24 protein-coding genes, 1 tRNA gene and 1 pseudogene are annotated in these 25,273 nt (G+C 47.0%); 19 read left to right on the forward strand and 7 right to left on the reverse strand.

Translation table 11 applies throughout. The features are described 5' to 3' along the window. Nucleotides 1-663 precede the first annotated feature (663 nt). The 9 genes from hrcA to OCU21_RS00335 all read left to right on the forward strand — a co-directional run bounded on the left by hrcA (nt 664) and on the right by OCU21_RS00335 (nt 13,246). Nucleotides 664-1,743, forward strand: a complete 1,080-nt coding sequence (gene hrcA / locus OCU21_RS00295; RefSeq protein ID WP_261805512.1) for a heat-inducible transcriptional repressor HrcA — start codon at nt 664-666, stop codon at nt 1,741-1,743. A gap of 23 nt (nt 1,744-1,766) precedes the next feature. Continuing rightward, nucleotides 1,767-2,429 (forward strand): nucleotide exchange factor GrpE, encoded by a 663-nt coding sequence (gene grpE / locus OCU21_RS00300; RefSeq protein WP_261805513.1) that lies wholly within the window; start codon nt 1,767-1,769, stop codon nt 2,427-2,429. Nucleotides 2,430-2,539: 110 nt separating this feature from the next. Continuing rightward, nucleotides 2,540-4,399 (forward strand): molecular chaperone DnaK, encoded by a 1,860-nt coding sequence (gene dnaK, locus OCU21_RS00305; RefSeq protein WP_261805514.1) that lies wholly within the window; start codon nt 2,540-2,542, stop codon nt 4,397-4,399. 279 nt (nt 4,400-4,678) lie between these two features. Beyond that, a complete protein-coding gene (dnaJ, locus tag OCU21_RS00310; protein ID WP_261805515.1) occupies nt 4,679-5,827 on the forward strand; it encodes a molecular chaperone DnaJ in 1,149 nt (382 codons plus the stop codon). 114 nt (nt 5,828-5,941) lie between these two features. Next, entirely contained in the window at nt 5,942-6,442 is a 501-nt protein-coding gene (locus tag OCU21_RS00315; protein WP_261805516.1) for an NUDIX hydrolase, read from the forward strand. 1,011 nt (nt 6,443-7,453) lie between these two features. Continuing rightward, on the forward strand, nt 7,454-9,292 hold the full coding sequence (gene lepA, locus OCU21_RS00320; RefSeq protein WP_261805517.1) for a translation elongation factor 4: 1,839 nt from the start codon (nt 7,454-7,456) through the stop codon (nt 9,290-9,292). Between the two features lie 41 nt (nt 9,293-9,333). Beyond that, on the forward strand, nt 9,334-9,999 hold the full coding sequence (locus tag OCU21_RS00325) for a class A sortase (protein ID WP_261805518.1): 666 nt from the start codon (nt 9,334-9,336) through the stop codon (nt 9,997-9,999). 146 nt (nt 10,000-10,145) lie between these two features. Beyond that, nucleotides 10,146-12,656, forward strand: coding sequence for a single-stranded-DNA-specific exonuclease RecJ (recJ, locus tag OCU21_RS00330; RefSeq protein WP_261805519.1), 2,511 nt, complete (start codon nt 10,146-10,148; stop codon nt 12,654-12,656). A gap of 53 nt (nt 12,657-12,709) precedes the next feature. After that, complete coding sequence (locus OCU21_RS00335; RefSeq protein WP_261805520.1) at nt 12,710-13,246, forward strand: adenine phosphoribosyltransferase; 537 nt, start codon at nt 12,710-12,712, stop codon at nt 13,244-13,246. Between the two features lie 150 nt (nt 13,247-13,396). On the opposite strand, the gene OCU21_RS00340 is transcribed toward OCU21_RS00335, so the two are convergent. Beyond that, on the reverse strand, nt 13,397-13,816 hold the full coding sequence (locus tag OCU21_RS00340; protein WP_261805521.1) for a hypothetical protein: 420 nt from the start codon (nt 13,814-13,816) through the stop codon (nt 13,397-13,399). A gap of 235 nt (nt 13,817-14,051) precedes the next feature. Between OCU21_RS00340 and OCU21_RS00345 the strand changes: the two genes are divergently transcribed. From OCU21_RS00345 to OCU21_RS00355, 3 genes are all read left to right on the forward strand, one after another. Then, entirely contained in the window at nt 14,052-14,957 is a 906-nt protein-coding gene (locus OCU21_RS00345; RefSeq protein WP_261805522.1) for a M15 family metallopeptidase, read from the forward strand. 203 nt (nt 14,958-15,160) lie between these two features. Next, entirely contained in the window at nt 15,161-15,856 is a 696-nt protein-coding gene (locus OCU21_RS00350; RefSeq protein ID WP_261805523.1) for a Bax inhibitor-1/YccA family protein, read from the forward strand. 93 nt (nt 15,857-15,949) lie between these two features. Next, the gene (locus OCU21_RS00355; protein WP_261805524.1) at nt 15,950-16,510 is read left to right on the forward strand and encodes a P-loop NTPase family protein; all 561 of its coding nucleotides are present in this window, start codon (nt 15,950-15,952) and stop codon (nt 16,508-16,510) included. Between the two features lie 104 nt (nt 16,511-16,614). On the opposite strand, the gene OCU21_RS00360 is transcribed toward OCU21_RS00355, so the two are convergent. Together OCU21_RS00360 and OCU21_RS00365 are read right to left on the reverse strand one after the other, a co-directional pair. Further along, nucleotides 16,615-17,169 carry a chromate transporter gene (locus OCU21_RS00360; protein WP_261805525.1) on the reverse strand — a complete coding sequence of 185 codons (555 nt, stop codon included), beginning with the start codon at nt 17,167-17,169 and terminating at the stop codon, nt 16,615-16,617. Then, nucleotides 17,169-17,720: a chromate transporter gene (locus OCU21_RS00365; RefSeq protein ID WP_261805526.1), complete on the reverse strand. Its 552-nt coding sequence runs from the start codon at nt 17,718-17,720 to the stop codon at nt 17,169-17,171. Before OCU21_RS00365 ends, OCU21_RS00360 begins: the two co-directional genes overlap by 1 nt. Nucleotides 17,721-17,818: 98 nt before the next feature. Between OCU21_RS00365 and OCU21_RS00370 the strand changes: the two genes are divergently transcribed. The 4 genes and pseudogenes from OCU21_RS00370 to OCU21_RS00385 all read left to right on the forward strand — a co-directional run bounded on the left by OCU21_RS00370 (nt 17,819) and on the right by OCU21_RS00385 (nt 20,616). Next, entirely contained in the window at nt 17,819-18,697 is an 879-nt protein-coding gene (locus OCU21_RS00370; protein ID WP_261805527.1) for a LysR family transcriptional regulator, read from the forward strand. Between the two features lie 496 nt (nt 18,698-19,193). Continuing rightward, nucleotides 19,194-19,848, forward strand: a pseudogene (locus tag OCU21_RS00375) (MIP/aquaporin family protein). A 264-nt stretch (nt 19,849-20,112) separates the two neighbouring features. Further along, nucleotides 20,113-20,364: a hypothetical protein gene (locus OCU21_RS00380; protein ID WP_261805528.1), complete on the forward strand. Its 252-nt coding sequence runs from the start codon at nt 20,113-20,115 to the stop codon at nt 20,362-20,364. A 166-nt stretch (nt 20,365-20,530) separates the two neighbouring features. Beyond that, nucleotides 20,531-20,616 (forward strand) — tRNA-Ser (locus OCU21_RS00385). A gap of 178 nt (nt 20,617-20,794) precedes the next feature. On the opposite strand, the gene OCU21_RS00390 is transcribed toward OCU21_RS00385, so the two are convergent. The 4 genes from OCU21_RS00390 to OCU21_RS00405 all read right to left on the reverse strand — a co-directional run bounded on the left by OCU21_RS00390 (nt 20,795) and on the right by OCU21_RS00405 (nt 23,299). Then, nucleotides 20,795-20,998 carry a site-specific integrase gene (locus OCU21_RS00390; RefSeq protein ID WP_261805529.1) on the reverse strand — a complete coding sequence of 68 codons (204 nt, stop codon included), beginning with the start codon at nt 20,996-20,998 and terminating at the stop codon, nt 20,795-20,797. A gap of 296 nt (nt 20,999-21,294) precedes the next feature. Further along, complete coding sequence (locus OCU21_RS00395; protein ID WP_261805530.1) at nt 21,295-21,816, reverse strand: tyrosine-type recombinase/integrase; 522 nt, start codon at nt 21,814-21,816, stop codon at nt 21,295-21,297. Between the two features lie 836 nt (nt 21,817-22,652). Further along, nucleotides 22,653-23,006, reverse strand: a complete 354-nt coding sequence (locus OCU21_RS00400; protein WP_261805531.1) for an ATP-binding cassette domain-containing protein — start codon at nt 23,004-23,006, stop codon at nt 22,653-22,655. Then, entirely contained in the window at nt 23,003-23,299 is a 297-nt protein-coding gene (locus tag OCU21_RS00405; protein ID WP_261805532.1) for an ATP-binding cassette domain-containing protein, read from the reverse strand. Before OCU21_RS00405 ends, OCU21_RS00400 begins: the two co-directional genes overlap by 4 nt. A 213-nt stretch (nt 23,300-23,512) precedes the next feature. Here OCU21_RS00405 and OCU21_RS00410 point away from each other — a divergent pair, with 213 nt between their 5' ends. The 3 genes from OCU21_RS00410 to OCU21_RS00420 all read left to right on the forward strand — a co-directional run bounded on the left by OCU21_RS00410 (nt 23,513) and on the right by OCU21_RS00420 (nt 24,995). Continuing rightward, nucleotides 23,513-23,884 (forward strand): type II toxin-antitoxin system RelE/ParE family toxin, encoded by a 372-nt coding sequence (locus OCU21_RS00410; protein WP_261805533.1) that lies wholly within the window; start codon nt 23,513-23,515, stop codon nt 23,882-23,884. Beyond that, entirely contained in the window at nt 23,881-24,201 is a 321-nt protein-coding gene (locus tag OCU21_RS00415) for a helix-turn-helix transcriptional regulator (protein ID WP_261805534.1), read from the forward strand. Before OCU21_RS00410 ends, OCU21_RS00415 begins: the two co-directional genes overlap by 4 nt. Before the next feature lie 485 nt (nt 24,202-24,686). Next, nucleotides 24,687-24,995, forward strand: coding sequence for a DJ-1/PfpI family protein (locus tag OCU21_RS00420; RefSeq protein ID WP_261805628.1), 309 nt, complete (start codon nt 24,687-24,689; stop codon nt 24,993-24,995). Nucleotides 24,996-25,273 lie beyond the last annotated feature (278 nt).

Consider the following 25,273-nt stretch of genomic DNA (forward strand, 5'->3'; position numbering starts at 1 on the left):
TGGTGGGGACGCAACCGGGTCGTGCCATTGGTGCGGCTGGAACGCAGTGGGCGTCGTTTTAAGCCAATCCGCAAAACCCGCGGCTTGTCTTAAAATCGAGCCTTATTCTAAGCGGCAAAGCCGCAAAGAATAATTTCACTGCTGAGCCGCATGGCCCGACCCGGTTGCTGAACAGAATTGAGCCTATCTACAATCGGATTTGAATATCTGACGAAATGCTTTTGCAAGTGTGGTGGTCAAAACCATCACACTTTTTTGGTGGTATGTTAATGTCAACTGGTTCGGAGGCCGGGATACTTTGCGTAGGTCGAACATCTCTACTCGTTTTCTCCACAATCTACTGGTGAAAGCCGACCGATTTAGTTGATTCGTCAAGATTCTGCTCGAGTTCATCAGACAGACTATTCTGGTGTCACCAATTTAAAGCTAGCGATCTCACCCCGATTCTCGCAGCGCAAGCCGCTGGCAAGTTACTTTTTCCTGCTGGTCGTGGTCTGAGTCCCAGCGACAATCAGGACGGAGAAGCTCATCGGTCCCCGGTCTGATTTCACGTTTTTTTCAAGAAAAATGGTGTGTTTCCTTGACTTTAAAAGCCGCGGTTGGTATATTTTATAGTGTTGTTAGCACTCATAACAATCAAGTGCTAAAAAAGAGGTGATAACTATGCCGACCAAACGTCAGGCACTGATTTTGGCAGAGATTGTTCGTATTTATAACGAAACAGGACAGCCTGTTGGTTCCAAGACATTGATGGGACAATTACCGTTTCATGTTAGTTCGGCGACGATCCGTAATGAGATGGCCACACTTGAAGAAGATGGTCTGATCATGAAGAATCATACGTCGTCGGGGCGGATCCCCTCAACGGCTGGTTATCGTTATTATCTCGATCATTTGTTACAACCAACGGCGGTGCCACCACAAGTTTTTGATAAGATCGCTGCGAATTTTGACCGTGATTATCATGAGATCGACGAGATCGTTAAACAATCGGCGACGATTTTATCTAATTTAACGAATTATACGGCGATCTCACTGGGACCAGAAAGCGCTGATATGACGTTGACTGGATTTCGGATCATTCCTTTAGGTAATGATCAGATCATCGCGATTCTGGCGACGAGTGCGGGAACTGTGGAAAGTCGGGTTTATCGGTTGTTACATTTGATCAGCTCCGATGATTTGGAGAAGGCTGTTCGAATCATTAATGATCAGCTCGTTGGCTTACCGCTGACGGTGGTCAAACAGAAATTGGCCGGTGAGATCCCGCAATTGCTGACGAAGTATCTGCATTCGTCCGCTGGCTTTCTTGATTTGTTCGGTGACGTGTTAAAGCGGGCCGCTTCTCAACATTTTTATGTAGGTGGGCGTTCTAATTTATTGAATTTTGCGCAACCGACCGATCTGGATCAACTGAAGAGTTTGTATCAATTACTCGATAAAGAGTCAGTTCTACCATCATTGTTGGATCTGAATCAAATCGATCCACGTCCTGATGATCCGCAACAGGTGCTGGGACCGATCTCAGTTCGCTTAGGTGATGAATTCAATAATTCGTTGCTCAGTGACTACGGTCTGATCACCGCTAAGTATCACGTTGGTCAACATGGTGATGGCGTGATCGCCATCTTGGGACCAACCAGCATGCCTTATTCACAGTTGATCGGTTTGTTGCAACTTTTCAGTGACGAATTGGTCAAAAAGCTAGTTGAGTATTACGGCTATTTTCATGATGATAGCTAGTTAAAATCAAGGGAGTGACGGATTTGTCCGAGAAGACAAGCAAACAAGCTGATCAGACTGCTGAATTTCCATCTGAAAAAGATGCGAAATTCGCGGAAAAGGCTCAGCAAGCAAAAAAAAGTAAAAAAGCGTCGGTGAAAAAGGCGCCTACATCAGAATCCGTTAAGCAAGTGATCGCGGATCTAAATGATGAGGACCTGAAAGAAGTTATTGCGACTAACACCGCTGATTTGGAAAAACAGATCACGGATCTGAATGCCAAGAATGAAGAACTGCAAGATAAGTGGTTACGTTCTCAAGCAGAGATCCAGAATATGCATGGTCGCCACGAGAAAGAACGGGAGTCACAGGCAAAATATGCAGCGCAAAAATTAGGGACGGCAGTGCTACCAGTCGTTGATAATTTGGAACGAGCTCTAGCAGTGGCAGTTACTGATGAATCTGCCCAGCAACTGCATAAGGGTGTAGCGATGGTTTTGGAACATTTACAGACTGCCTTGACCGATAACGGGATCACCGAGGTCGGTAAGGTCGGTGAACCGTTCGATCCTCACTTCCATCAGGCTGTCCAAACAGCCCCGGCTGACGCTGATCATCCAACAGATACGATTTATCAGGTCCTGCAAAAAGGTTATTGCCTGAAGGATCGGACGATTCGGCCAGCGATGGTCATCGTGGCAAAATAGTTTTCGATCTTAGCACCAAAATCAAATCAATCTAAGCAAACAAGCAAACTAAGCAAACAAGCAAAAAATAAATAAAATAATTTCTAATCTATTAAGTGAGGTAATTCAATATGGCAAAAGTTATTGGGATCGACTTAGGGACAACCAACTCTGCAGTTGCAGTCCTTGAAGGCGGCAAACCAAAAATCATTACAAACCCAGAAGGCAATCGGACCACTCCTTCTGTCGTGGCTTTTAAAGACGGCGAGATCCAAGTTGGTGAAGTTGCCAAGCGGCAAGCGATCACCAACCCAGATACGATTTCTTCGATCAAACGTCATATGGGCGAGGCCGGCTACAAGGTCTCAGCCAATGGCAAGGAATACACACCACAAGAAATTTCCGCGATGATTTTGCAGTACATCAAGAAATTCTCTGAGGACTATCTTGGCGAACCCGTGACAGACGCGGTCATTACGGTGCCTGCCTACTTTAACGACAGCCAACGTCAGGCCACTAAGGACGCTGGTAAGATCGCCGGTTTGAATGTACAACGGATCATCAACGAACCAACGGCCAGCGCTTTGGCTTATGGCCTTGATAAAGGCGACGCTGATGAGAAAGTTTTAGTTTATGACCTTGGTGGTGGGACTTTTGACGTTTCCATCTTGGAATTAGGCGATGGCGTTTTCCAAGTTCTGTCCACGAACGGTGACACTCGTTTAGGTGGCGATGACTTTGATAACAAGATCATCGACTGGCTGGTCGCACAATTCAAGCAAGCTAATGGCATCGACTTGTCCCAAGACAAGATGGCGATGCAACGCTTGAAGGACGCCGCTGAAAAGGCTAAGAAAGACTTGTCTGGCGTTAGCCAAACATCGATCAGCTTGCCATTTATTTCCGCTGGCGCTAATGGGCCTTTGCACTTGGAAGAAACGTTGACCCGCGCGCAATTCGACCAATTGACTGCTGATTTAGTTGAAAAAACCCGGATCCCAGTTGAAAATGCCATGCGTGACGCTGGTTTAAGTAATGCGGATATTGATAAAGTTATTTTAAATGGTGGCTCAACGCGGATCCCAGCTGTTCAAGATGCTGTTAAGAGCTGGACGGGCAAAGAACCTGACCATTCGATCAACCCTGACGAAGCCGTTGCCATTGGTGCGGCGATCCAAGGTGGCGTGATCGCTGGTGATGTTAAGGACGTTGTTTTGCTTGACGTCACGCCATTATCATTAGGTATCGAAACCATGGGTGGTGTCTTCACCAAGTTGATCGATCGGAATACGACGATCCCAACTTCCAAGTCACAAACCTTCTCCACAGCCGCTGATAACCAACCTGCTGTTGATATCCACGTGCTCCAAGGCGAACGGCCAATGGCGGCTGACGACAAGACTTTAGGTCGTTTCCAATTAACTGACATTCCAGCTGCTCCTCGTGGCGTCCCACAAATCCAAGTGACTTTTGATATCGACCGGAACGGGATCGTTAACGTTTCCGCGAAGGATATGGGCACGGGCAAGGAACAAAAGATCACCATCAAGAGTTCATCAGGCTTGTCCGATGAAGAAATCGAACGGATGAAGAAAGAAGCCGACGAGAACGCTGAAGAAGATAAGAAACGTAAAGAAGAAGTCGACTTGAAGAACGACGTTGACCAATTACTCTTCCAAACTGAAAAGACTTTAGGCGAACTCAAAGGCAAGGTTTCTGACGAAGAAATCAAGAAGGCTGAAGACGCTCGTGACGCTTTGAAGAAGGCGCAAGAAGCCAATGACACTGAAGAGATGAAGACCAAGCGTGACGAATTAAGCAAGGTCGTTCAAGACTTAACGGTCAAACTTTACCAACAAGCTCAAGAAGCGCAGCAAGCACAAGGCGACGCGGCCAAGGGTGACGAAGGTAAAGGCGCTGACGATCAAGGCAAGGGCGACGACGGCACGGTTGACGGTGACTTTGAAGAAGTCGATAAAGACAAGAAATAAGCAACCAGCGCAACCAACAGCGTCATAAGTAAAAAGTGGCAAAGAGCACCAGTCTGTTTGCCACCAAGGGAGATTGGGTCGTTGATCCAATCTCTTTTTGTTGGCAGGCAGGTGTTGGTGGCCAGTTAGTGTCCCTTTCTAACAGTGAAGTGGTGGGTCAATGCAGAAAGCAATTGCAGGCACGGTCTGATCACCTCAAGCCGCTTGTCGCGCTCTCTTGTTTATGCTACAATTTTTGATGTGTATTAATTCGACGTATGGTCGATAAGGAGGAAAACAATGGCAGACGATCAGGACTTTTATGATGTTCTTGGTTTGCAGAAAGACGCATCCGACGCAGATATCAAAAAAGCTTATCGACAATTATCCAAAAAATATCATCCCGATATCAACAAGGCTCCAGATGCCGAAGCGAAATTTAAAAAAATCAATGAAGCATATGAGACCCTTTCTGATCCACAACAACGAGCGGCTTATGACCAATATGGTAAGTCCGGCATGGATGGGGCTTTTCAAGGCGGCGGTAATCCCTTCGGTGGTGGCGGTTATGGTCAAGCCAGTGGTGGCTTTGGTGATTTCGGTGACATCTTCAGTCAGTTCTTTGGCGGTGGCGGCAGTCGCGCGAATAGCGCCACCGCCCCTCGTCAAGGTGCCGATCTACAATATCGGATGGATCTGAAATTTGAAGAAGCGATTTTTGGTAAGGAAACGGATATCAGTTATAATCGCGAGGCTAATTGTCATACCTGTAACGGTAGTGGCGCTAAGCCTGGTACCCAGCCGATCACTTGTCCTAAGTGTCATGGCACTGGGTTTATGGAAGTTGAGCAACAATCACCGCTGGGTCGCATTCGGACGCGGGTCAACTGTGATCGTTGTGGCGGCAAAGGTAAGATCGTTGAGAACCCTTGCCCAACTTGCCACGGTACCGGCAAAGAGAAACAAAGTCATCAGGTCAAAGTCACGATTCCCGCGGGCATCGAGGACGGTCAACAAATGCGCTTGGAAGGTCAAGGTGAGGCTGGCGAAAACGGCGGCCCTTATGGCGATCTTTACATTGTCTTCCGCGTGGCGCCAAGTGATAAATTTGAACGTGACGGCGCGGAGATCTTCGTGACGATCCCGATCAGTTTCCCCCAGGCGGCTTTAGGCGATGAACTCGAGGTGGATACGGTTCACGGACCAGTCAAGCTGAAGGTGCCAGCGGGAACACAATCAGGCACGAAATTCCGGCTGAAAGGCAAGGGCGCCCCTCGTTTGCATAGCAAGACCAACGGCGATGAAACCGTCACCGTTAACGTGGTGACCCCGAAACGCTTGAATGACAAGCAAAAGAACGCGTTGAAAGATTTTGTGATCGCCAGTGGCGACAAGATCGATCCGCAAAAAGGTGATTTTTTCAGCCGCTTTAAAGAGAAGTTTCAATAACATTAGGCACAGCCTGCGTTGGCTCAATCGGCTAACCATCATTGAATGAAGCGAGCTGTCTCAATCAAGTGACACCAGCTTCTTTGAAAAATAGGTAGGAGGCGGCTGTTGGTAATGGCAGTAGATTATCATCTCGCGTTTGGTGTTTATGGCATCATTGGCGATCAAACTTCGCTGGTCGTGATCAAGAAAAATGGGGGACCTTACATCAATCGTTTTGATCTCCCCGGTGGTAGTCTGGAAGATGGCGAGTCATTGGACCACGCGATTCTTCGCGAGATCACTGAAGAAACAGCGCTCCAGCCATTGCGTCTGACCCAACTAGGCGTGACTTCCTTCAAATATCCTTGGGATTATCAAGATTTCCATTGGAATCAGCACATTTGCGTCTTTTATCGGATCAATGAAGTGACCGGTCAAGTCGCGGCGAAGGTAGATCAGTTTATCGGACAGGATTCGTTGGGAGCCGTTCGGGTCAACTTGGCCGATTTGAACTTAGCAAATGCGTCACCATTGGTTTTAAAAGCTAAAGACTATTTACAAAACGGCCAAAAGTTTACGCCAGCCGATACTAGCTATGCGACTTGGCAAGTGCTCAGCCAGCCAGTCTTCTAGCGCGAACGCTAAGGGCTATTCCCAATTATAAAATCAAAAACAAGTGGGTCGCAATGGCGTCCAGAGGCAACTTGTCCATTAACAAGCTGATCCCCGGGCCAGCGTCCCGCTTTTTTTGATTGGCGTTTAGTTAGTGACGGTTGCCGTGGCTGGAAACGCGCCGACCCAGCTCCTTGCGCTTAGCTATTTGATGTTTTGCTTGATTGCAGGTGTGCTGGGTGTGGTGCGTGAGCGCAACCGGTTCGGGCCATTTGTGTGGCTGGAACGCAGTGGGCATCGTTTTAAGCCAATCCGCAAAGTGTGAGGCTTGTCTCAAAATCAAGCCTTATTCTAAGCGGCAGAGCCGCAAAGAATAATTTCACTGCTGAGCCGCATGTCCCGAACCGGTTGCTAGGCAGAATTGAGCTCATCTGCAACCGAAGATGGATATATGACGAAGTGCTATTGCAGGGTAGATGTCAAACAATTGCCTATTTTGAGGGTGGTACGCAACACCAACGGATTTGGATTTGTTGGTTGGACATCTTTGCCTTCATCCTAGACAATCACTGGTTGAAAACCGACCGATTCAGCTGATTCACAAGAATTTGCCTTAGTTCATCAGACGGACTGTGCCGGTGTCACCAATTTAAGGCTGGTGACCACTAGCCCTGGTCGTCATTTGCGTGGCTCCCCATCAATTGGCCATAGCTTGCCAATTTGACGTGAGTGCTCAAACGACTATTATAACGTTGAGCGGCTGGAGCGGAGAAATTTGGGGTGAGATCGCCGTGAAATTGGCCTTAGCGGCTCTGCCGCTTAGGCCAAGGCTCAGCTTTGAGATTCGCGGGTTTTGCGAAGCTCAAAGTGACGCCCACAGCGAGCTCACCCCGAATTTCGCAGCGCAAGCCGCGGACATGATACTTGACATGACCAAACCAGCTTCAAACAGCAAGTGAGTGACGACTAGTCGCACTTGCAGGCAATTTTTGTTATAATTTACTGAGAAGAAACGAGTTAGGTGCGAAGAAAATGACACGAGAAGAAATGCTAGAACGGCAAAAACATATCCGCAATTTTTCGATTGTGGCCCATATCGATCATGGTAAGTCAACGATTGCGGATCGAATTTTGGAGCTAACAGATAGCGTGGCGCCGCGAGAAATGCAAGCGCAATTACTAGATAACATGGATCTAGAACGCGAGCGGGGGATCACAATCAAGTTAAACGCAGTAGAGCTTCATTATCAGGCGAAAGATGGGCAGACTTATATCTTCCATCTGATCGACACGCCAGGTCATGTGGATTTTTCCTATGAAGTTTCTCGCTCTTTGGCGGCTTGCGAGGGGGCTGTCCTGGTCGTTGATGCCGCGCAAGGTGTAGAGGCCCAAACCTTAGCGAATGTTTATTTGGCTTTGGACAATGACTTGGAGATCTTACCTGTGATCAATAAGATCGATCTCCCATCCGCTGATCCTGATCGGGTCAAAGAAGAAATCGAAGAAATGATCGGGATCGACGCGAGCGAGGCGGTTTTGACCAGCGCTAAGGTGGGGACTGGGATCCCCGAATTGTTGGAGCGGATCGTGACTGATATTCCGGCGCCGACTGGTGATCCAACGGCACCGTTGAAGGCACTGATCTTTGATTCGGTCTATGACAGTTATCGCGGCGTGGTCTTAAGTATCAGGGTCGTGGACGGCACCGTCAAACCTGGCGATAAAATCAAGCTGATGAGTCACGGTCATGAGTATGAAGTGACTGAGGTCGGTGTGATGTCGCCCAAAGCAGTGCAGCGTGAGCTCTTGATGGCCGGCGATGTTGGCTATTTGACCGCTGCGATCAAATCAGTCCAAGAAACCGATGTCGGTGACACGATCACGTTAGTAGATGACCCAGCCAGTGAGGTTCTCCCTGGTTATCGCAAGATCCAACCAATGGTCTATTCCGGTATGTATCCAGTAGATAATGCCAAGTATAACGACCTACGCGAGGCTTTGGAGAAGTTGCGCTTGAATGATGCCGCTCTGGATTTTGAGCCTGAAACGTCGCAGGCCCTAGGTTTTGGTTTTCGTTGTGGCTTCTTAGGGCTATTACACATGGATGTGGTTCAAGAACGATTAGAGCGTGAATTCAATCTTGATCTGATCATGACCGCGCCTTCGGTAGACTATCATGTTGTCTTAACAGATGGCACCGAACAAATCATTGATAACCCCGCGCAATTACCTGAGTCATCTGAGATCAAAGAAGTTCGCGAACCCTATGTCAAAGCGGAGATCATGGTGCCCAATGATTATGTTGGCGCGGTGATGGAGTTATGCCAGCGCAAGCGCGGCGATTTCGTGACGATGGATTACCTTGATACTTTTCGGGTCAATGTGATCTATCAACTCCCACTTTCAGAGATCATCTATGATTTCTTCGATGATCTGAAATCGAGTACTAAGGGCTATGCTTCCTTAGATTACGAGATCAGCGGTTATCGGGCCAGTGATTTGGTCAAAATGGATATCCTGTTGAATGGTGAGCCGGTCGACGCATTGAGCTTCATTGTTCACCGTGACTTCGCATTCGAGCGTGGTCGTTTGATCGTCACGCGCTTAAAAGCCGTGATCCCGCGGCAACAGTTCGAAGTCCCGATCCAAGCGGCGATCGGTAATAAGATCATTGCTCGGTCGACGATCAAGGCTTATCGCAAGAATGTCTTGGCGAAGTGTTACGGTGGTGATATCACGCGGAAACGCAAGCTACTGGAGAAACAGAAGGCTGGTAAAAAGCGGATGAAAGCAATTGGTAACGTGGAGGTTCCCCAAGCAGCTTTCATGACGATCTTGCAACTCAACGATGATGATATCAAGGGTAAATAATCGATATTGAAGTTTTAAAGATAAAATCGAGGTGGCCTGAGTTGAAAAAAAAGCTTAAGATCATTGGTTTGATTCTTTTATTATTGGTTTCTTTAGGTCTGATCTTTAACCGCCAGATCAAAGATCAAGCAATCAAATGGATGACCGGGAATCGGACGGAGCAAGTCACTAAGAAATCGATCAAGAACGCGGCAGCAATCGAAGGGGAATTTGATTTCTCCAAGGTCAAAAGTATTGACGCGACTCAAGTTGCCAAAGCAGCGATCGATCCCGGTCCAGTGGGGGCCTTGGGTAAGATCGCGATCCCCAGCGTGTCTTTGTATTTGCCGATCTTAAAAGGTTTGAGTGATACCGCTATGTCGTTAGGTGCGGGCACAATGAAGGCGGATCAAAAAATGGGAACAGGCAATTATGCACTCGCCGGCCACTACATGACCAATAAAGGCATTTTATTCTCACCAGTGGCGCAAACAGAGCTAGGTCAGAAAATCTATTTGACTGATCTAGATCATGTGTATACCTATCAGATCACTAGTAAGGCGGTGATCAAGCCGGAAGCTGTGGCGATCATCGACGATCGCGCTGGCGAGAAGATCGTCACCTTGATCACTTGCGCTGATGGTGGCGCCAATCGTTGGGCCGTTCAAGGCAAGCTAAAAAGCGTTAAGCCGGCGACTAAAAAAACATTGAAGGTTTTCGCGCATTAACAAGGTCAGCGTCATGACCGGACGAACCGAATGACGCAAGCGGATAGCTGGTTAAGTTGACCCAAAAATCAAGACAGGTCGCATCGTTGACTTGTCTTGATTCTATTTTAGGTCGGCTGGGTCAAAAGATGATGGAGTTTGATTTTTTGCAAGATAAATGGACAGCACCAAAACAATTTGATCACGATCAAATCACGACTTTGGCACAAAGCTTAGGTCTAGCGCCGCTGATCGTTGCTATATTGATGAATCGAGGCTTGACGACGGCTGAACAGATCCGCGACTTTTTGGCGGTGGATCTCAGTGATCTGACTACGCCAGATCATTTTCATGACTTGGATAAGGCTGTGGCTCGAATCGAACAGGCTTTAGAAAATAACGAAAAAATAGTGATCTATGGTGATTATGACGCTGACGGTGTGACCAGTGTCGCGATCTTAGTTGATGCTTTTAGCACGCTAGGTGTGGATGTGGACTATTATGTGCCCAGTCGATTCACTGATGGCTATGGGCCAAACTTGGCACGCTACCAGGAACTAGTCGAGCAGGGGACACAATTATTGATCACGGTGGACAATGGTATCACTGGGGTGGCTGAAGTCGCTTATGCCCAGGCTCAAGGGATGGATGTGATCATTACCGATCATCATGACCTGCCCGAGCAGTTACCACAGGCTTATGCGATCGTGCATCCACGTCATCCTAAGTCGACTTGTGACTTCGGCTTCTTCTCAGGTGCCGGCGTCGCTTTTTATCTGGCTTGGGGGCTTCTAGGCGAATTACCTAGTGAGTCATTGGACTTGGCCATGATCGGAACAGTTGGCGATGTGATGCCTTTGGTCGCAGATAATCGGGTGATCGTCGCTGCTGGACTCCAGCAGCTCCAAGGTGATCCACGCCTAGGCTTGGCCGCTTTAGCCGAACAAGCAAAAATCGACCTGACTAAGGTTACCGCCCGTGACTTGGCCTTTAGTCTGATCCCTCGGTTGAATTCTTTAGGGCGGGTTGGTAGTGCTCGCCCCGCAGTCGCCTTATTGACGACCTTCGCGGAGTCAGAGGCGAAAAAAATCGCTCAAGAAGTGGAACAAGTCAATCAGCAGCGGCAGACTTTAGTGCAAGCTGTTTTGTCACAGGCAACAGAACAGATCGAAACTGGATCGCGACCAGCCGCGCTAGTCGTGGCTGGCGTTGATTGGGCCGAGGGTGTCTTGGGGATCGTCGCTAGTCGTTTGGTGGATACTTATCATTGTCCTACCTTGGTCTTGAGCATCGATCAAAAAACAGGCGTTGCCAAAGGCTCTGGCCGTTCTGTTGGTGAATTTGATCTATTCAAGGCCTTGGATCGATATCGAGAACATTTCCAGAAATTTGGCGGTCATGCTGGCGCGGTCGGACTTTCCTTAGCTCCGACCGAGATCGCTGGACTGCGGACCCATTTAGTTGCGCAAGCACAGAGTCAGCTCAGCGCGATCACAGCCACCGCCGGGTTAGTCGCTGATTATCGCTTAAGTGCTTCAGAGTTGGCTGCCCTGACACCTGAGACGGTAATTCAACTTGAGCAAGTCTTAGGTCCCTTTGGTGAAAAAAATCCTCAACCGCTTTTTGAATTGATCGATCTACCTTGGCAACAGTGGCAGGCCATTGGACAGACCCAGCAAACTTTAAAGGGCACGTTGACCAATCAAATCGAAGCTGTTGCTTTCCGTGAGGGCGATCAGGCAGCAAAATTGCGCCAAGCTGGGCAACAGTTGGCGATCTTAGGTACGCTAGGTACAAATACGTGGCGGGGAAAAACTAAATTACAGATCACAGTTTGTGGGGCCCATCCCACGGGCACAGACCTTGCGCAGACGACCAAAGCGTCAAGTTTATCAGCCACCACCCCCAAGGTCACAAAAAAGGGGTCCCAAACAACCACGCCGGTATCACCAGTAGCAACGCCAACTGCTGAGCCGGCTTCAGCACGTTCGGTCACGGCCAGCGCTAATCCCACGGTCAAGGTGAATCCTGATGCAATAGCGAATTTTGCGACGGCGCAGTGGCGTTGGCCCCAGCAAGATTTTCAAGTTATTGATTGTCGGCACCAACGGCTAGGGCCTAAAATGTTACAGCACCCTTGGTCTTATATTTGTTTCGATCAACGGCTAGGGCAAAGATTACAACAGCAACATCAACAAGTCCGTTTTATTTTGCATCCAGATCAATTGTTGCCAAATATGGCGGCAACGGTTTTCATTGACTTACCGTCGTCGGTCGATCAGTTACAAACTTATTTAAAAATATTACAGACCCCACGATTATATTTATTGTTTTATACTTCGCAACAACGTCAAGAACAGTTGCGTCTACAGATCCCGCAATTGCGCGCGTTATTGAAAGAAATCTATCGCCAGCCAGAAATCAAGCGACCACAGCTGTCCCGTTTTGCTGATCATTGTCAGCTAACGACTGCTCAACTAGATTTTGGAATTAGGGTGTTTTCTGAACTGAATTTTGTTAAAATGGATAAGGAACGCTTGGTGGCAAACCGGCAAGCAGAAAAACAACCGTTGACCGCTTCGGCGACCTTTCAACGGCAACAGGCGATGCAGTTAGCTTACCAGCAATTGGCGTTAGGCAGCTTACAACAAGTCGATGCGTTTATCAAGCAAGCTTGACCGCGCCATTTTTTAAGAAGATTTTGAAGAATAGTAAAGATAGGATGTAGATCATGACAGAGAAAGAGATCGATTTTCACGATTATATTGCGTCAGTACCAGATTTTCCAGAGCCGGGGATTATTTTTCGTGATATTTCGCCGTTAATGGAAAACGGCCCAGCCTATGCGGCGGCAACAGCTAAGATCACGGCTTTTGCTAAGGAACACGGTGCCGAAATGATCTGTGGTCCAGAAGCGCGTGGCTTTATCGTTGGCTGCCCTGTGGCTGATCGCTTAGGGATCGGTTTTGCGCCGGCACGAAAAAAAGGAAAACTACCGCGGGAGACGATCTCGGTCACTTACGACTTGGAGTATGGTCAAGCGGAACTGTTTATGCACAAAGACGCGGTCAAACCGGGCCAAAAAGTATTGGTCGTTGATGATCTGTTGGCTACTGGTGGGACGATCAAGGCCACGATCGATCTGGTTGAGCAACTGGGCGGCATCGTTGTGGGAACAGCCTTTTTGATCGAATTAGTCGATCTAAAGGGTCGCGAGAAAATCAAAGACTATGATCTCTTTACGCTGTTACAATATCAAGGTAGCTAGACTAAGGAAGCCAAACTGTTTTCAGAAAGTTTATACTGAAGTCACTAGAATAAAGTAATGATCCTGGTCTGAAAAAGTCATTCAAAAAACGTGCTACCAACTTTGATTGGTGGGCACGTTTTTTGAATGGGTTGTCAGTTTTAGTGGTGCTCACAACCAAGGCTTGAAGTTACGGTCGGTGTCATGGTCGATTCGATAAGGATCATGATTGACTTTACTCTTGAGCTGACGAAACTCTGCTGGTGTCGGCGCCGGTTTTCGACGATAGATCAACCAAACCAATAATGGCTCAAGCAATAGGACAGCCAAACTAAGGCTGACGACCCAAGTTGCTGCCTGTTGTAATTGTTTCGCGGTAAAATGAATGGATAATTTTTTTTCTAAATAGCGTTCAAAAGTTGTTAATTTGTTTTCATTTTTTTCATGTCGAACTAATTGTTGTTGTCGACCAGTTACAGTAACCAAAGGGCCGGAGCTAAGTTCATTCGTCATGAAATAGCCGCCAACCAATAGACCTAGTGTGACAACGACAAAAATCAAATAACCATATTTTTTGAAAAAGGTGATCATGGATAGACACTCACTTACTTAAATTTTGACTTACCCTTTAGTATAACACTGAAACAATAAAAATGAAGGCGCTTTTAGAAAAATGCTGAATGATCTTGAAAATATTCATTAAAATTTCAAGAAAAGTAAAAAAGGGACCTTGAGACAGTTGTTGTCTGAGTTTAGGCAAGCTATAATCAAATTAGGTTCGTTAAATAACGGACGAATTCTAATTGAGCGATAAGGTGGTTTAACATTGAAGGCAGGGCGACGACATAATACGTTGATCATTTCTGCGCTCTCGATCATGATCGGTGCGCTTATTTTGATTGTGCTGGGGGTGGCGATCCATGACCAACAACAGCAAAAGGTTTTGGCCTCACTGGATATCCACTTTTCCGCGAGAACTAAAGTTGCTTACGGCGCTGATCTGACGAGCGCGGACCTGGTCAATAAGATCACGCCGGGAGCGCGTTTGATCAAAGCAACGAAATTAGATACGAAAAAAATAGGGATCCAGAAATTGACGTTTACGATCACTAAGGCAGGCGTAGAGAAACGGATCGTTCATCAAGTCAAGATCGCCAAGCCAGTGCCGACCAAGAAAAAGGTCACACCTTATCAATATCCAGCCGCAAGTCAAGTCAAACCCAGCTATTATCAGGGTATCTTATTGGTCAATAAAACCCATCCGCTCCCCGAAGATTATGGTGGTATTCAAGTTGAAGCGGAACAGGCACTCTTGAAATTGCAAGCAGGCGCTCAAGCGGCAGGCTTCACATTACCTCAACTATCTGGCTATCGTAGTTATCAACGCCAACAACAATTATATCAAAGCTATGTCAATAAAGATGGAGTCGCAGCGGCGGATCACTACTCTTCGCGTCCCGGTTTTTCGGAGCATCAGACCGGTCTGGCCTTTGATGTCGGGGCGGTTGATGACCATTACGGTGAAACTGCTGCTGGGCAGTGGCTGGCCAATCATTGCGCTGATTATGGTTTTATTATTCGCTTTCCACAGGGAAAAGAAGCGGAGACTGGTTATCAATATGAACCTTGGCATATTCGGTTTGTTGGGTCGACGGTTGCCAAAACGATCATGGCCAAGAAACTCAGCTTGGAGGCTTACTTGGATCAAGTGGATGTTTTGACGACACCGTGATCGATCGCGCTGTCACCTGCTTGACGATGGTGCAAGGATCCTGCTTGATCAAGGTGAAAACGGTTTAAGATTAGACCAAAGTCTGATTGGTTGCTTGGAAACTATGTTATAATGGGTACTATTCAGAAATTGTTTTTGATGACGTCGGTCGACCGACGATCTGATCAGATCTGTATTTAATCAATCAATTTGGAGGTAATTCAATGCAACAACAACCTGAAATCGTGAAAGATGAAGGTCTCAAACGGTTCTTCAATCAAGTTTATGGTTATATGGCGTTAGGCGTTGGGATCACCGCAGCAGTGGCCTTTTTACTGAACACGTTTTTCCAAAATGCGGTTTTGAATGTTTTAGCGAATCATTCTTGGGTGATGTGGGTCATTTTTGCTGGTGAATTAGTGATGGTCTTGTCCCTTAGTCGGGCGGCCTTGAAGTCCAAAGCCCAAACTGCAACTTATTTTGTCCTTTATTCCGTCTTACAAGGACTGACCTTTACGATCTTACCTTGGGCTTATGATCTTGGCGCGATCACCGCGGCTTTTTTGACAGCTTTAGTTGTTTTCGTGACTATGTCCATTTACGGTCGGGTCACGAGTAAACCGTTACAGAAAATGGGTCGGGTAGCGTTTATGGGCCTGATCGGTGTTTTGGCAGCGACAGTGATCAACATTTTCCTTGGCTCTAGCCAAATGGAATTCATTTTATCTTATGCGACCTTAGTCGTTTTCATTATTTTAACAGCATGGGATAATCAAAAATTGACATTGATGTATCAAAACGCCACTGAAACCGGCAGCATCCCGGTTGAAAATCTGGCTATTTATGGCGCTCTGGAACTTTATTTAGATTTCATCAACTTATTCCTTTCGATTCTACGAATTTTTTCTCGGAACAATTGATTTTCGCAAAAATCAAAGCATCATCGAGTTACTTTGAGGTCACTGGAAAGTGATCTTTTTTATTTGAGCGCCAATTATTTAAGGAGGACAAAAATGAGGATCATGTTGATCGGCTCCCCAGGTAGTGGCAAATCAACGCTGGCGCGCCAGATCCAGTTGGCGACGGGTTGGCCTTTGTTGTATTTGGATTATTATTGGCACCAAACGGATTATTCCCCGGCGGCGAAGAAAAGATTTATCCAGTTTCAAAAAGATTTTATGGCGGCGCATCCCCAAAACTGGATCATTGACGGTAATTATAGTGGCACGATGGCAGTCAGACTGTCACAGGCGGATGCGATCATTTGGCTACAGGTGCCGCGTGGTATTGCCATCAAGCGGGTGGTCACTCGTTCATTGAAAAGACGCTATTTCGGTCAGGAACGGCCAGATATGGCCCCTGAATTTCAAGAGCGTTTTGATCAAGACTATTGGGAGTTTTTAAAATTTGTTTGGGGTTTCCCAGGACGAAACCGCCAAGCTTTACCGGCATTGATTCACGAAAACGCGCCCAAAACACCACTTTTTATCGTCAGCCAGCGCGATCGGGCAAAACTTGTCACAAAAATCGCGGCGGGAAAACTGTTGGATTTCTCTGACACGTTGAATGAATAATAGGTCAGTAGGATCAAGCGTATTTGGGGCAAGCTTTTTCTGTAACTGTAACTGACAAAGATCGGGTTATTTTCGATTGGCCGATCAAACCGACGTTGCTGGTTCTAGAGGTAATAACTGAGCCAGCCGATCAAGCCGGCTAGTAGGGTCAACCAGACTGGGTTGATCCGATATCGGAGATTGAGTCCTAATGCACCTAGCATCACCACTAAGTTTAGCGGCGCCAAATGACCCGAACGCCAAGACTGCACTTGGTCGATGCCCCAAATCGTCGTTAGCAATAGGGAGAAAGCGACAGCGAAGATCAGCCCAACCAAAACGATTTTAACCAGTTTTAGCATCTGATCCAAATACGGGTCAGCACGGATAGTTTGTTCTCGTTTCATAAAAAAGGGAACGATGACCACTGAAGGGACACAGACTGCGATCGTTGCGACCAATGCGCCGCTGAAACCACCGCAAAGTTGGCCGATGTAAGTTGCCGAATTGATCGCGATCGGTCCGGGGATCAGCAGATCTAGTGCCGTCAGGTCAGCATACTGCGTCATAGTCAGTCCCAATTGTTGCATTTCGGCCACGATCAAAGAAAGCATCGCATAGCCGCCACCAAAGCCCAGCCAGCCGATTTTTAGAAATGTCCATCCTAGGTTGATCAACATTAATGGACCTCCCGCTGGCGTTGGCCATGCCAAGCTTGCAGCAGGCCAATGACCAAAGCGAGGCCGATCAGATAAGGCGCGCTGATCAGGCCGAAGACCGTGGCTATGAATGCAAGCAAAGCGATCGCGGCACTTTGACGATCGCGTAAGTTATGTCGCGCCAGATCAAAAGCCGCCACGAAAAGGAAGGAGGCCGAAGTCGCGCGAATAGCTGCGAGAGCAGGCAAGATCGGACCGGTTTCTGGTAAAAATCGATAAAGGACCGTGGCTAGGGACATCAATAAATAGGCGGGCAAAATCGCGCCTAGACCTGCCGCGATCATTCCAGAACGACCGTTGATCTTACGCCCGACAAAACAAGCGTTCGTTAATGCGATGACTCCCGGGAAAGTTTGTGCAAGTGTGCTATACTCATACAGGGTATCGCGATCGATCAATTGCTGTTTCACGCATAGCTCTTGCTCGATCAAAGGCAACATGGCCATACCACCGGAAAAAGTTAAACTACCTGCTAATAAATATGCTTTGAATAATAGCCAATTTTTTGACATGTGATCACTCCTTGATCCCAGTGTACCAAGAAATCGTAATTACTAAAAATACATATTAAGTCATTACAACATATTCAGAAAGTTATGAGGTGTAATTAATGAATATTCGCCAATTGCGGATTTTTCTCAGTGTTTGTGAAACCGGTTCAGTCACCAAAACAGCGCAACGGTTCTTTCTATCACAGCCTGCCATTTCAAAAACATTGGCAGAGTTGGAACAAGAGATCGGTCTACCTTTGTTTGATCGCATCCATGCTCGTCTGGTTTTAAATCGTGACGGTCAGAATTTTCAGATCCGCGCAATACAACTGGTCCGTGATTATCAGAGCTTAGCTGATTTTAAACATCGTCAGGCTCGCAATACACCTTTGAATTTGGGGGTTAGTTTAACGATCGGGACTCAGGCGCTGACGCCAGCATTACAACAATTTCACCAAGACTATGCCAAGACACCGATCAAGGTCTATGCGGAAAATGTTGATCAGATCCAGCGGCGTTTATTGGCAGGGGAGATCGACGTCGCCTTTATCGAAGGCTTTCAAACTAATCGGGATTTTGAACGTCAGTCCTTGTCTAGTTATCGCCTTTTCTGCGTTGCCGATCCCCATGCGGATTTTTGGCCGCGGCGATTACTTAGTTTGGCTGAGGCGGCACGACTGCCCTTCTTATTGCGCGAACGGGGTAGCTCATTACGCGATCATTGGGAATCATTATTATGGCAAGAACAGTTGTTGGTCGATCCCGTGATCGAAAGCGTGAATACAGAAGTTCTGGTCAATGCCGCTTGCGGCGGTTTAGGTCTGACGATTCTGCCAGAACCTTATTGCCGCCCGTATTTTGCGACCAATCAATTGCAGCGAGTCATGATCGACGCGCCGGAATTAGCCACTGAAAACTATGCAGTGACTTTAAAAGGCAAACGTCAAAATCAACGGATCCAGCATTTGATCGCCTGCTTCAAGGAAAAGATGGTTTGATCGACCCAGGTCACCTTCAAGATGAGCGGCAGACTGTCTCTTTGGAAAGCCGGAGTGTTTTCAATTCTATTAAAAGATTTTTGCTATCGTAATGATCGTTTCAAGATTATTTATTTTCTATCATTTCCGAACCGGTTGCGCAAGCCTGCCTGTTGTGCTTAACCTAGCAATTGTTCCGGGAGCAAGATGCGCTCCCAAAACAATTGTTAGGTTAATGCTCGCAAGCTACCCGGGCCGGCTCGCACTTTGGTTTGAAACGTGCTCAGGAGCAATGCAGGTCAGTTCGTACTCTGGTTTGAAACGTGTTGCACGAGCCTGCTTTTTGTGCTTAACTACGCGATTATTCCGGGAGCAAGATGCGCTCCCAAAATAATTGCTAGGTTAATGCTCACAAGCAACCCGGCTCGCTCCGCACTTTGGTTTTGAGCTTTATTGGTTTGCCGGGCGCTCAATTACGGTATAATGAGGCTAATCAAAAGAGAAAAGGGTGTTGATCATGAAGAAATATTTGGCGGAATTCATTGGTACTTTCATGCTCGTTTTTGTCGGGACAGGTTCGGTCGTTTTAGCGAAAGGAGACGCTTTAACGATTGGATTGGCTTTTGGACTAACGGTGACAGTCATGGCCTATTCTGTTGGGGCAATCTCCGGTGGGAACTTCAATCCGGCTATTTCCACAGCATTGATGGTCAACGGGCGTTTGCCGATCAAGGACGGGATTGCTTATATCGTGTCCCAGTTCTTGGGTGCAATCGCCGCTTCGGGGATCATTAAATGGTGGACCACTAGCCTTGGACAGGCCGGTAATTCGTTGGGCCAGACCGATTTTCCTAAAGTCAATGCAGGGACAGCCTTTGTCGCAGAGACCCTGATCACGTTTATTTTTGTTTTGGTGATTTTATTAGTCACGAGCAAAAAATATAGTGCTGGTAATCTAGCTCCAGTAGCGATCGGCTTGACACTAGGGCTATTGATCATTACGGTGCTCAATGTCACGGGTGGCTCTTTGAACCCTGCTCGGAGTTTTGGCCCAGCGATTTTTGCTGGGGGGGACAGCCTTGGCTCATTATTGGGTCTATCTATTGGCGCCGCTATTAGGTGGCGTCCTAGCCGCCTTTACTGGGCGCGCCTTGGGAACCGAGGAAGACTGATGGGAGAGCGTTGGAATCTTGTCGCTTTTTTGAGTTTGCAACTGCGCTAAATTTGATTCAAGAATCACAAAGCTACCACACCAGGTAATAGGCGCGATCGAATCAAATTCGGATCGTCGAACTATGCTGGTGGGGTAGTTTTTTTTTAATAGATGATAAAAGTATTTTGTAAAATTTGCTACTTTTCTTGCCGTAATCAGGTTGCTCAAACGTTATTAATAATGAGGGCCTGAAAAAATCGGGTTAAAGAAAGCAGGGCAAACAATGGCAACTAAAGGACATTACGAATTGAGTAGAGCGTTGATGGCGAATTTTATCAGCGCAAGTTTCGATTTATTCAAGGAAATTGAGTGCGAGTTATTGAAAAATCTATCGTCAAGTGATCTGGTCGAAATTTACGGCGTGGCCCGTCAACGGGCGGCGATTTTATTGGCAATGACATCAACAGAACGGGATAATCATGATGCTGCTAAGATTGCTCATTTTGGACTTAAGGAAAAGAAGCCAGCACGCTGAAATGAGCTACCTAAATGAATCCAGTAGGTTAGAAATGAGAAAAGCATTAACTGGATCATCATTCGGTTTCCCAAATCAGATCTTTAAAAAAGTGGGCAAAATTGGTTCTTTTTGAAAAAACTGACTTGAATTTAGCGGCAACTCTTTGATATACTAATTGAGTTGTGGAGAGTTGGCAGAGTGGTAATGCACCGGACTCGAAATCCGGCGAACCGGTAAAACGGCGCGCAGGTTCAATTCCTGTACTCTCCTTATGGAAGCAGATATATCAACGTTTCGCGGCCTTTCGTGGGCCGCGTTTTTTGTTGCATTCAAGTGACTGTTTGAGGCGAAATTGTCCTTCCAGTACCAGTACTAGTACCAGTGCAATACCAGTTCGAAAAATCATACCGCCGCTTTTGGCGGCAAACGTGTTCGAAATTTCATATCATCAGACCTTTCCTTTAGAAGAATTTGTCGGAAGCATCGGCGGTTTTGCGTTGCTTAGTTGGGAAAAGTGCCCGTAAGTGTCACTCGTTGTGACGATACTGGCATGACCCAGTCGTTCCTTGATGTTGGTGTACCCTGTTTCTTGGTCGATCAACAAGGCGACGTGTGAATGCCGGAAGTCCTGAATGCGAATCTGCTTCATCATTGGATCACGCTTGCTGATGCGTTTGTAGCGCATGCGGATTGTGTGCTTGTTATACGTAATCAGTGTCGCTTGGAAGATCGACGTATCTTCGCTCCAGTCGAGGGCTAAGTCATGTTTAAAGAGTTCTTGTTGCTATTCACGCCATTGCAGGAGTAAGGCAATCATGCCTTGGTTGAGGCTGATGCGGCGATTGCTGGCCTTAGACTTTGGTGGGGTAATGATATCTACGTCGCCGCGCCGGAATACGGACTTGCTGACAGTCAGTTTCTTGCGTTTGAAATCGAGAGTTGACCAATTCAGCGTGCAGAGTTCGCCCACCCATAGGCCAGAGGAGATAACAGCGAGAACAACACGTAACAGTCGAATTCTTCTGGCAGATGAATCAGCTTGGTAAAGGCATGAAATTCATCTGGCGTGTAGAATTCCATTTTATTTCGTTCAATTTTGAGCTTCTTTACGCCAACACAAGGATTTTCGACAATCACTTTTTCCTCAACGGCGATGTCGAGAATCAGTTTCAGTTCAATCAAAGTCTTGTTGTTGGTGTTGTTGCTCAAATCGCGTTCTTCGGTAAGCGATTCTTGAAAGTCGCGGATATGCTCGCTGGTCAGGCGATTAATATCAGCATTGACGAAGAATGTCTGAATATAGCGCGTGTACACGGCGCGCTGTGACTGCAAGTAGGACGGCTTGATGTGGATCTTCACGCGATTGACGTAACGCTCGAACAACTCGTCGAAGGTGACGGTTTCTTGATTGAACAGCCGGCCGATGCTAGTACGCATCATCTCCTTTTCGACTTCGCCGGCAGCCGCCATTGAATGAATGCCTTATTTCTTCCTACGGCGGCGTTTGCCGTTGACGGGATCAGTGCCAAGGGAGACACCGACAACATAGGTGCCATTAGGTGCTTGGTTAATGCTCATTTCATACCTCTAAATCATCGAAAGCACGCTTGTTTTGGTCGTTGACCATGATATACTAGGTCTAAAGACACTAATAAATTGCCAAGGCGTCATCGCCATGCCGAAGAAGCGAATTAGCCACATATCGCCAGCACTGATCACCATCACCAGCCCATAATCCGAGTAATTGAACTAAATTTCCGATGAACATGCTGAACAGAAGCCGTACTCGTAAACAGCGAGAGATTTGTAAAAATGGCAGCACTCCAGATTTTCGAGTGGTCGAGAGCGCATTGTTAATTGTCATTGCCCCTATGATTGGCAACACAAGTGCTATCACGAAGGCGCCACTGATACTGATCCAAGTGGGATTATCCGCCTGACTAAAAACAGCCGATTCAACGGGCAAAACATGTAGACTGGTACCACTGGCAGGAACGCAGAGCGTGTCAGTATTAAAACGGCAAGGCAACACTGGTCGTCGCATACGCCTTTAAATCTCTCCGACGATTAACTCACGCATGTGTCGTCACCAGTCCTTCTAATATTGCCAGACTAGCATCTTCCAAAGTAGGCGTGACTTGACAGCACCAGTTACTACGGCGCAATTCGCAACGAACCGAATCATTTCACCTTGGCTTACTTGCCGCATTGCGCTAATCGGAATATCGGGTAAGGGCTGCCCAATCGGCGAGGTAATTTCCCATCCACAGCCTTGTGTCGCGGTGATTGCATCATCCGGCGTGCCGTCAAAGTAAGGTTGATTTTGGCGCATCAATAAAATACGGGTTGGCAACTGATTCGATATCTGAAATAATGTGGGTCGGCATCAGCACCAGTTGCGTTTGCGCAAGTTGACTATACAAAGTGCGCAGGCTGGCTCTTTCAATCGGATCCAGGCCGACGGGTGGCTCGTCGCAGACAATCAACTGCGGATCACCAACCAAGCTGGCAGCAATCGCAACCCGTTGCCGCATACCACCAGAATAATCAACCAATCGGCGGCGTGAATGTTTTCCAAGTGCAGTTGCGCCAAGAGGCTTTCGATTTGTTTGTCCGTTGGCAATCTTTTTGCCGCTCCAATGTAGTGCAGGTAGGCTCACACGGTGAGTTCAGGGTAATATGGAATTTGCTGGGGAAGGTAACCAAGTATGCCCCGTAGTGAATCTGGGTGTTTCACAACACTAGTCCCATTTAGCAAGATGTCACCATCAGTTGGCTTGGTTTGCGTCGTTAGCATTCTGATCAGCGTTGATTTACCCGCAGCGTTAGGGCCGATCAGCCCGACCACACCGTGAGTGTTCAACGTTGCCGAAAAATTCTTAACGGCAGCGTGATCGCCAAACTTCATTGTTACGTGATCAAAAATAATTTCCATATCGTCATACACTTTCATCTTTGCCCCAATTCACCTTAATCATGAGCCGTTGTCGTTAGTTTGACATCGGGCATTGGTCGTATCTGTATACGGTGGAAATTATGCGTAAATTATTATCTGGTTATGACGTCCGACCAGTTTGCTAAATCAGTATTTCTACACCGGCAATTATTCTTGCAACAGTTCGGTCGCATATTTGTGTTTTGGTACAATATATGTTAAAATCGACTTATGGAAAAGCCAAAATTCAGACCTTACAAGCGGCCGAACGGCCACATGGAATTCATTGAATTTCTCGAATCGTTACCATTCAAGGAACGAGCAAAATTACAGTTAGCCATCCATACTACGGAAGAGCTTGGCTTACAGGAAGCGGCTCAACATTTGCTGATTAAGAAGCTGACAACTAATTTGTATGAGTTGCGTTCGCGACAGGGGAAAACCTACCAGCGCGGTTTGTATTTTCACGTAGCTGGCAGTGATTACGTTATCACCCATGGCTTCTCCAAAAAGACCAACAAGACGCCGCAGCGAGAGATTGATCATGCCATCGACCTGCGAGCTGAGTTCTATCAAACCTACAAGGAGGAAGACGACAAATGAGTAAAGACCTGCATGAATTTACAATGGAACACACCGGTGATCTCGACGCCTACTTTGCGGAAATGATGAAAGACTCTTCGTACCGTGAAGTCTACAATGAAGAAAAGAACAAAATGGCAAGTGCAATGGCGCTGCTTAAGGCCCGCGAGGAAGCTGGTTTATCCCAGCAGAAGTTGGCGGACAAGTCTGGCGTTCCTAAGACGACCATTGTGCGTATTGAAAACGGAAACAACACTTCCATCGATACGTTAACCAAGCTTGCCAATGCGCTGGGTCGCCCACTCACTCTCACGATTGGCCCGGCAAGCATGGCATAGAGTTGAGCTTAATTCGATTGACAGTACACCTACAGGTCCAACGTCATAAACTTACGATTGCGGCGTCTTGGTTTGGCAGGCGCTCAATGAAAAAAACGCCAATAAGTGACGACCAACCAAGTATATCTGTGTGCCAAATCAGAACCACTTCACACAAATTCAGCCGTTTCAATCGCACCAAGAATGCCGTTAAATCAACAATTCAACGGCGTTCAAACCGTCAGATTACAACACTGTGTCTCAGCTTGACGTTCACATCAACGGCGCGCTCAATGTCGGTCTCACATAACTTGAAAGGACTCAACGTGAAAAAAGCAGTATTTGTATTATTAGAGGCATGGGCTGATTGGGATCTGCGCTTCGACTGATCTGTCCAAGCAGGCTGACCTAATTGTTCTGATTAGCGGCAACTCTTAGAATATCGAGGACATGCGTTTTTCAGATATCATCAAGGAAAGGTTGCGGACTGGCAAAGCGTTGCCGTTATCTGCGGGGAAGTATACTTCTTGGCACAAAACGGACTGCTCACGGGCTACAGTCACACTGGTAATGCGCAATACCTATGGCCTGATTTTTCTCATTACACCAACGCAAGTGACTTTACAGATAAACAAGCTGTCATTGATCCTAACTTAGTGACAGCAAATGGTACTGCGGCACTTGAATTTACCAATCTCGTTTTAAAAATGGTTAATGTGGCGGATGAAAATACCATCAACCGTACTATACGGAAGTTCTCTCTCGTGGTGGCAGGAAAGAGCATTACCAAAATTACGAGCTCATGTTTCGATTAATGCAAAGTACTATAAATGGTTAACAATGGAACACACACTTGGCTATATCACGTTGACTGAACGTGGGTGCAATTCTAAGATGTTCTTGATTCCGAACCAATACGCAAAGGAGTTATAGCCGAGTGGACGTCATTAGCCATCAAACTGCGGTGGCCAGCGGCAACGTTTCTTCCAAGTCGGTACGAGGCTGGGTATATCTTGAATGTTGACCTGACTGCGGCTGCGTTCACTGCTTCGAAGTTAGTCGTGTATGCTCAAGGAAATTGGGTTCCGACCAA

Origin of the sequence: Lapidilactobacillus luobeiensis (genome assembly GCF_024345205.1) — a bacterium.
In the GTDB taxonomy this organism is placed as follows: Bacteria; Bacillota; Bacilli; order Lactobacillales; family Lactobacillaceae; genus Lapidilactobacillus; species Lapidilactobacillus luobeiensis.